Below are 8,576 nucleotides of genomic sequence, written 5' to 3'. Positions count from 1 at the left end.
CCCTCCGTCGAGTGCACGAGTACTCGTCGAGTGCACGAGGACTCCGCGTCGACATCCTGTCCACTCGGCGACTGCACGTGACGTCGACGCCACGGCGCCGCGTACAGGAGAGCGCTGGGTCAGGGGAATGCCCCGCGGTTACCATTGGTTGAAGCAGCGGAACCCCTTTTCAGGGAAGAGAGAGAGCACATGCGTCAGGTCATCATCATCGGCTCCGGCCCCGCCGGATTCACCGCCGCCATCTACGCGGCGCGGGCGAGCCTCAAGCCGCTGCTCATCGCGAGCTCGGTGGAGGTCGGCGGCGAGCTGATGAACACCACCGAGGTCGAGAACTACCCCGGCTTCCCGGAGGGGATCCAGGGCCCCGAGCTCATGGCCAAGCTGCAGGAGCAGGCGGAGAAGTTCGGCACCGAGGTCCTCTACGACGACGTCACCTCACTCGACCTCGAAGGACCCGTGAAGACGGTCACCCTCGGCAGCGGCGCCGTGCACGAGACGCGCACCCTGATCTACGCGACGGGCTCCGCCTACCGCAAGCTCGGCATCGAGGGCGAAGAGCGCCTCTCCGGCTACGGCGTCTCCTGGTGCGCGACCTGCGACGGCTTCTTCTTCCGCGAGAAGACGATCGCCGTCGTGGGCGGCGGCGACTCCGCGATGGAGGAGGCGACCTTCCTCACGCGCTTCGCCGACAAGGTCTACGTGATCCACCGCAAGGACACGCTGCGCGCCTCGAAGATCATGCAGGAACGCGCCTTCGCGAACGAGAAGATCGAGTTCGTGTGGAACAGCGAGGTCGCAGAAGTTCTCGGCGGTGACTCCGTGACCGGTGTGCAGCTGCGCAACACGGTCGACGGCACGCTCAGCGACCTGCCCCTCGACGGCCTGTTCATCGCGATCGGCAACGATCCGCGTACGCACCTCGTGCACGACAAGCTGACGCTCACCGACGAGGGCACCATCTGGGTCGACGGTCGTTCGTCGGTCACCTCGGTGCCCGGCGTCTTCGCGGCCGGCGACGTGATCGACCCCACCTACCGTCAGGCCATCACGGCCGCCGGCTCCGGCACGGTCGCCGCGCTCGACGCGGAGCACTTCCTCGCGGATTTTGACGACGCCTCGGTGGAGGTCCCCGCTGCGGAGGCCGCCGAGGTCATCGTCGCCTGAGGCAGCGGGAACACAATCGCATCGTTCGCTGTTGTAGCGGACGATACCTCGAATCAAGGAGAAACTCTGATGAGTGCAAAGGCTACGAGCCAGGCGACCTGGGAGCAGGACGTTCTGCAGGCCGACGGTCCGGTGCTGGTGGACTTCTGGGCCGAGTGGTGCGGTCCGTGTCGTATGGTCTCGCCGGTGCTGGATGAGATCCAGGCCGACAACCCCGACAAGATCACCATCCTCAAGCTGAACGTCGACGAGAACCCGCAGCTCGCGATGCAGTACCAGATCACCTCGATCCCGGCGATGAAGGTCTTCGTCGGCGGAGAGGTCAAGACGAGCATCATCGGCGCCAAGCCGAAGTTCGCTCTCGAGCAGGATCTCGCCGCTTTCATCGGCTGACCTCCCGCACGCAGTCTTCGGGCCGTCGCTCCTTCAGGAGGTGGCGGCCCTTCTGCATCCCTACTTGTCGGAGACGGGCACCGATGGCAGGCCGAGGGATGCTCTCGCCCGATCCACGATGTCCTGGATCACCTCGGTCTTGGCCGCGTTGTACGACGATCTCCCCCGCGCCGCGGCCGCCACCGCGTCGCACTTGGCGTGGGCGTAGAGCGCGGCGTCATCACCGTGGGCGCGCAGCCAGTCCCGCAGGATCCTCTGGTTGGCGGCATCCCACTCCTCCGCGGGGAAGAAGTGCGCGATGGCGATGCGCGTGCCGTCGTCGCTCAGGACGAGGACGGGATGCGTGCGCACAGAGCTCTCCGCACGCCACCCCGCGCTCTCCAGAGCGGGTCGATGGCGGGCGAACTCCGCCGCATCCACCACTCGGATCGCGACATCGATGACCGGCTTCGCGCGCAGTCCGGGGACCGCCGTGGAGCCGATGTGCTCGATCACCCAGTCAGGGTCGCCGAGATCGCGCAGCCCTGCCGCGATGCTCTCGAAGCGCTGCGGCCAGACGGGGTCGTAGGCGACGAGCATCCGGGGCACGGAGTGCCTCTCAGGAGGCGTCGGCCACCGTCGGGTCCCACCGACGGTGACGCTGCTTCTCGTCGAGCAGGCCCCATACGGCAGGTGTCAGCTCCGGATACTCCAGCGCGATCTGCCGCAGGACGCGGTAGTGACGCGCCTCGCTCGGTCGCACGCCGTCGTTCGCGGCGATGTTGTCGGCACGCAGCAGGTACACGACGAGCTCGTCGACGCTGGGCAGCTCCTCCATGAACTCCCAGGGGTCCTCTCCCCCGAGGAGCCGCTCCTGGATCAGCACGGCCAGTTCGTCCGACGCCTCCGCACGCAGCACTTCGAGGCTGGCGCGGCGGGGAACGTGCTCGGTCATGCTTCCAGCCTACGTGCCGAGAGCGGATGCCGGGCGGCATCCGCTCCTCATCGCGTGGTCTCCCCCATGTCCTCCAGGGACTTGCCCTTCGTCTCCTGCACGAACCGCCACACGAACAGCAGCGACAGCAGGGCGAAGGTCGCGTAGAGGCCGTATGCGAGGCCCAGGGAGACGTCCTTGAGACCCGGGAACGAGACCGTGATGACCCAGTTCGCGATCCACTGCCCTGCTGCGGCCAGGGAGAGCGCCGCGGCGCGCATGCGGTTCGGGAACATCTCGCCGAGCAGCACCCAGACCACGGGACCCCACGACATGCCGAACGAGATCACGAAGAGGTTCGCCGCGATGAGGGCGATCGGTCCCGCTGCGCCCTGGAGCACCGGCGTGCCGTCGACGACCGGCGCCGTGCCGAAGATCACGGCCATGGTCGCCAGCGTCACGGTCATGCCGATCGAGCCGATGATGAGCAGCGGCTTGCGCCCGAAGCGGTCGACCGTCGCGATCGCGATCAGCGTCGTCAGGATGTTGATCACCGCACTGATCACCGTGATGACGAACGCCTGCGACTCGTCGAAGCCGACGGCCTCCCAGAGGATGTTCGAGTAGTAGAAGATCACGTTGATGCCGACGAACTGCTGGAAGATCGACAGCAGCAGGCCCACCCAGACGATGCCGGCGATCTTGCCCGTCGGGGTGCGCAGGTCGGCCCAGGACGGCTTGGTGGTGCGCTCCATGGTGGCCTGGATGCGGATGACGGTCGTCTCGATCTTGTCGGGGCCGAGCATCTTCGCCAGCACCTCCCTGGCCTCGTCGACGCGATGCTGAGCCACCAGGAACCGCGGGGACTCGGGGATCGTCAGAGCCAGCCCGCCGTACACGACGGCCGGGACGGCCATGGCGAGGAACATCCACTGCCAGGCGCCCAGGCCCAGCCAGAACGGCTCGTTGGAGCCTCCGGCAGCGGTGGCGATCAGGAAGTCCACGAGCAGGGAGATGAAGATGCCGGTGACGATCGCGAGCTGCTGTAGCGAGGCGAGGCGTCCGCGGATGCGTGCGGGAGCGATCTCGGCGATATAGGCCGGGGCGATCACCGACGCCATGCCGACACCCAGACCGCCGATCACGCGCCCCACGATGAGAACCCACAGGTCGGGCGCGAGGCCGGCGACCACGGCGGAGATCAGGAACAGCACCGCGGCGATCTTCATGACCGCGAGTCGGCCGACCCGGTCGGCGATCCTTCCGGCGATCAGGGCGCCCACGGCCGCGCCGAGCAGAGCGGATGCCACGGCGAACCCGAGTGACACCGGATCCGCATCGAAGGTCTTCTCGACTGCCGACACCGCGCCGTTGATGACCGCGCTGTCGTAGCCGAAGAGGAAGCCACCGAGCGCGGCGACCACGGCGATCCTGATCACTCCTGCGCTCTTCGAGTCGCCCTCGTCGTCGAAGACCGATTCCTCCTGGGGTACTGCCCCGTGTCCAGCCATGATCCCACCCTCCGTCATGACCACCGGCGACGGCGTCGGTGGTCAACACACTTGCACAACGAAGAACCCCGCGCCACAGGTTTCTGCAGCGCGGGGTTCTTCGTGGTCTCGGCGGTCGTCAGCTGCGGCCGTAGCCCTCTTCGCCGAGCTCATCGAGGATGCGATTCAGATCCTGGATGGATGCGAAATCAATCGTGACCTGGCCTTTGCGTGCACCGAGGCTGATCTTCACCCGGGTGTTGAGCCTGTCACCCAGCTTTCCGGCGACCTCATCGAGGTACGCGCGGCGGGCGCCGGGAGTCGGCTTCGCGGTGCGAGCGGGCGTGGACGGCTCGGTCTTCGCCGCCACCTCGGTCGCGCGGACAGACAGGTCTTCGTTGACGACCTTGTCGGCGAGCCGCTGCATCGCCTCCGGCGTCTCCAGGCTCAGGATGGCGCGGGCATGGCCGGCGCTCAGCACACCGGCGGCGACGCGCTGCTGCACGGGGACGGGCAGTTTGAGCAGACGGATCGTGTTGCTGATGCGCGGACGCGATCGTCCGATGCGGGTCGCGAGCTCCTCCTGCGTGATGCCGAAGTCCTCGAGCAGCTGCTGGTAGGCGGATGCCTCTTCCAGGGGGTTCAGCTCCGACCGGTGCAGGTTCTCGAGCAGAGCGTCTCGAAGCAGGTCCTCATCGGCTGTCTCGCGGACGACCGCGGGGATCGACGTGAGTCCCGCCTCGCGGGCCGCGCGCGTACGGCGCTCGCCCATGATGAGCTCGTAAGCTCCCTCGCTGTTCCTGCGCACGACGACGGGCTGCATGACACCGAACTCGCGCACGCTGTGCACGAGCTCCGCGAGGTGCTCCGTGTCGAAGTGCGTGCGCGGCTGACGAGGGTTGGGAACGATCTCGTGCGGGTCGATCTGGATCAGGTGGATGCCGGGGATCGCCTCGAGTTCGGACGCAGCATCCTCGACGGGCTGCGCTGCAGCCTCTTCGACCTTCTTGATGGATGCCCCGGGGAAGAACACATCCACCGGACGCTCTGCCTGATCAGCGGTGGGAATGAGGGCGCTGATCCCCCGACCCAGCCCAGTGCGCTTCGCCATCATTTCTCCTTGCTCTGCGCCGCTGTGCGCGACGCGATCTCGACGGCGGCCTCGCGGTACGCGATCGCACCGGCGGACTGCCCATCGTAGGCGATCACGGTCTGTCCGAAGCTCGGCGCCTCCGAGACCCGCACCGAGCGCGGGATCACGGTGTCGAGCACCTGCGTCGGGAAGTGAGTGCGCACCTCTTCGGCCACCTGGTGGGCGAGGCGGGTGCGTCCGTCGAACATCGTGAGCAGGATGGTCGACAGGTGCAGCCCGGGGTTCAGGTGCTTCTGGATCATCTGGATGCTCCCGAGCAGCTGGCTCAGTCCTTCCAGGGCGTAGTACTCGCACTGGATGGGGATGAAGACCTCGGACGCCGCCGTGAAGGCGTTGATCGTCAGCAGCCCCAGAGACGGAGGGCAGTCGATGATGACGAAGTCCATCGGGTTGCTCTCGAGGTAGTCGAGCAGAGCACGACGCAGTCGGTGCTCACGAGCGACCTGGGCGACGAGCTCGATCTCGGCGCCGGCGAGGTGGATCGTGCTCGGCGCGCAGAAGAGGTTCTCGTTCTCGGGGCTCTGCTGCACGATGTCTGCGAGAGGGAACTCATCGATCAGCACGTCGTAGACGCTGGGGACTTCCGCAGTGTGAGGCACTCCCAATGCGGTGGACGCGTTGCCCTGCGGGTCGAGGTCGATCACAAGGACCTTGGCGCCGAGTCCTGCGAGAGCTGAGGCGATGTTCACCGCCGTCGTGGTCTTGCCCACGCCGCCCTTCTGGTTCGAGACGGTGAGGATGCGGGTGTCACCGCTGAAGTCGATCGAGACGTCTTCGAGAACCCTGCGGCGGGCAGAGAGGTCGGCGAGCTCCCGCGCGAGCGGCGTATCCATCCCGAAGGTGTTCGGTGATGCCTTTTCGGATTGTTTCACGTGAAACATCCACTCCTTTCGGGGCCGGGTTCGAGTCTAATCGCTACAGGCGACGTGGCTGAGCGGAGATGTAGGGCCTGGGGATTACTTGCTGCGGATTTGCAGGCTGTCCTGGGTATCTTCAGAACTGCTCGTCGCGGTGAGAGGTCACTGGCAGGTGTGTTGCTCTGACGAAATCGGAGTCTCTGCGTGCGCCAATGGGATGCTCGCAGCTGGGCGCCCACCGATGCCTGTGGCTGCGGCGTCGCTCCAGTCTCGGCAGGTGCATGTCGGTGCGCTCGGGTTGCATCGACGTTCGTGACGCCATGATGCGGCACCACTCTCCTACGCGCTCTTGCATCACGTTCGTCACGTTGGCCGACTCCGTCTGCGAGTCGATGCATGTAGAACCGAAAGGTAGTCCTGTGATGTTTCGCGTGAAGCAGTCGACGAATCTGCTCCTGTCCACGTTGTAGCACCACGTTCGTGACGCCACATCTGGGAGTCTGTGGACGAAGAGTAGCGAGGTGTCTCCTGTGATGTTTCACGTGAAACGGCGGTCGGATCCGCTCTTTTCACGCTGTTGCATGACGTTGGTCACGCCGACCGGCGTCTGCTGGGAGTCTGTGGACGAAGGGCATATGAGGCGCTCACAAGATTGCTTCACCTGAAGCGGTGATCAGCTCCTCCCCCTTTCGTAATCCCGCGAGGCGTTGGTCACGCCGATCGTCGGCTTCTGGGACCAGGTGGGTGCAAAGCAAGAAAGTGTGGCTCATGTGTTGTTTCACGTGAACGGTGGTCGAGACCACCATCTTCAGCACTGTCGCATCACGTTCGTCACGCCGATCAGAACCGTCTGGGAGCCCGTGGAAGAAGAGAGGATGGGGACACAAGTCCGTTTCACGTGAATCGGTGGTCGGCGCCACCATCTTCAGCACTGTCGCATCACGTTCGTCATGCCGGCCGGGCATCTGGGAGCTTGTGGACGAGGACTGGATGGGGGATCACATGAGTCTTTCACGTGAAGCGTTGGCCAGGTACTCCCCCTCCGCGCTTTCGAGAGGCGTTGGTCACGCGGGTCGTCGGTCTCTGCGACTAGGTAGACGCAAAGCAGGGGGTGGCCCACGTGAAGTGTCACCTCATCAGTGGTCGAGACCAGCATGCTCAACACTGTCGAACCATGTTCGCCGCTCCGGCCAGGATCATCCGGGGTCCGTGAGGCGCAGAGGAGAAGAATGACTCATGCGTTGTTTCACGTGAAACTGTGGTCGATCTCGCTATCTCACCCATCCCCCGCAGCCGCCAGGCCTGCCCTATTCCCCACATCAAGCCGGAAACCGGCCGTCGGCCACTGCCAACCACCAACCGGACCGCGGACACCGGACACCGGACACGTTACCGCGTGCAAGACCCCACGATCCGGTGCCGCACGCCCCACCACCGTCCATTCCGTCGCCACTTCACCTCTCACGCCTCACCTCTCACGACTCACGACCCACCACTCACGACCCACCGCTCACCGCTCACCGCTCACCGCTCACCGCTCACCGCTCCAGGACTACACCTCGCTTCTCATAGATCACACACCGAACTCGTTAGACGGGAACGAGATCCCCGAGACGGTCCATCAACGTCAACAGGCGCGACGTTTCACGTGAAACATGGGCCTACGGACTGCGCGTCGCCCCGTGGGCAGTACTCATCATCCCTCCCCCACTGTTCTTCTTGGTCGCCACGTTCGCCCGCGCGCAGTACCCAGAGCCAGTCAACGAGTGGTGATCCTTCGTGCGTCGATACACTCCAGGGGCGACCAGGGCGGTGCGGCCGTCGATGCGCGTTCTCCGCCCAATCCGCTGCTGCTCGGGGTTGAAAAGACTCCATGACACGACCACCGCCCCAAGATCTCATTAATCCCTCGGCTACTGAGGGAGGCTCCTCACTAACGACGGAGGCAACCGTAACGTGCGTGCGTGCGTGGATGGTGTTTCACGTGAAACACTCCGAGCGCGACATATGTCCGTGAGCCACACCGCGCCGACTGGACGGAAGCCAGGCAGCGAAGTCGGCAGAATCATCGATCGTAGTAGCGGACTTCTTCCCGTTGTGCCGTCATCAGCACCACATCACGCTGGATCAGCTCAGAACGACCGCTTCGCAAGCCTCTTCCGCGTCCACTAGTCCCTCGGCAAGCGTGGGGCTCTCACCTCTCAGAAGAGCTCTTCTCGCCGTGTGAGAACGTTGAACTCGCCATCAAGCGAGCTCAGCAAGGTCCGGTGAAACCCGCCTCAATACCGCGTCTCTTCGCAGGAGCCCTCCCTTGTTTCACGTGAAACATACACTCCCTACCTACGTCCTTCGCGAAACTCACGAATGCGCCTGTGCCCACACTGAACCGCCGGCTGGGTGGGCCATGGCCTTTTGCACACAGTTCGGAGCGATGAGTGGTGGCTTCAGTGCCGTTTCACGCGAAACACTCTCGTCACGCGCTGTCATCCCGAAACGCGCACGAGGACACAGCATCAACCGGAAGCATCCGAATTGGCGTGCCGAATGGCGCCTACGCCTACGCCTACGCCTACGCCTACGCCTACGCCTACGCCTACGCCTACGCC

At 64.9% G+C, this 8,576-nt stretch carries 7 protein-coding genes; 2 read left to right on the top strand and 5 right to left on the bottom strand.

From position 1 onward, the window contains the following. The first annotated feature begins 189 nt into the window (after nt 1–189). Entirely contained in the window at nt 190–1,164 is a 975-nt protein-coding gene (gene trxB / locus CQ047_RS18450) for a thioredoxin-disulfide reductase (protein WP_105677495.1), read from the top strand. 69 nt (nt 1,165–1,233) lie between these two features. Beyond that, on the top strand, nt 1,234–1,557 hold the full coding sequence (gene trxA, locus CQ047_RS18445) for a thioredoxin (protein WP_105677494.1): 324 nt from the start codon (nt 1,234–1,236) through the stop codon (nt 1,555–1,557). A gap of 60 nt (nt 1,558–1,617) precedes the next feature. On the opposite strand, the gene CQ047_RS18440 is transcribed toward trxA, so the two are convergent. The 5 genes from CQ047_RS18440 to CQ047_RS18420 form a co-directional block, all read right to left on the bottom strand. Then, nucleotides 1,618–2,136 carry a GrpB family protein gene (locus CQ047_RS18440; protein WP_105677493.1) on the bottom strand — a complete coding sequence of 173 codons (519 nt, stop codon included), beginning with the start codon at nt 2,134–2,136 and terminating at the stop codon, nt 1,618–1,620. A 19-nt stretch (nt 2,137–2,155) separates the two neighbouring features. Continuing rightward, complete coding sequence (locus CQ047_RS18435; RefSeq protein ID WP_105677492.1) at nt 2,156–2,491, bottom strand: tryptophan synthase subunit alpha; 336 nt, start codon at nt 2,489–2,491, stop codon at nt 2,156–2,158. A 47-nt stretch (nt 2,492–2,538) separates the two neighbouring features. After that, complete coding sequence (locus CQ047_RS18430; RefSeq protein ID WP_105677490.1) at nt 2,539–3,981, bottom strand: sugar porter family MFS transporter; 1,443 nt, start codon at nt 3,979–3,981, stop codon at nt 2,539–2,541. A gap of 118 nt (nt 3,982–4,099) precedes the next feature. Then, nucleotides 4,100–5,071 (bottom strand): ParB/RepB/Spo0J family partition protein, encoded by a 972-nt coding sequence (locus CQ047_RS18425; RefSeq protein ID WP_105677489.1) that lies wholly within the window; start codon nt 5,069–5,071, stop codon nt 4,100–4,102. Then, on the bottom strand, nt 5,071–5,994 hold the full coding sequence (locus CQ047_RS18420; RefSeq protein ID WP_105677488.1) for a ParA family protein: 924 nt from the start codon (nt 5,992–5,994) through the stop codon (nt 5,071–5,073). The genes CQ047_RS18425 and CQ047_RS18420 overlap by 1 nt, the downstream gene beginning before the upstream one ends. Between the last annotated feature and the right edge of the window lie 2,582 nt (nt 5,995–8,576).

It is taken from the genome of Microbacterium sp. MYb72 (genome assembly GCF_002979415.1).
Taxonomy (GTDB): Bacteria; Actinomycetota; Actinomycetes; order Actinomycetales; family Microbacteriaceae; genus Microbacterium; species Microbacterium natoriense.
Note: the sequence above shows the minus strand (reverse complement) of the source record. Positions and strands in the feature narration are given on the sequence as shown.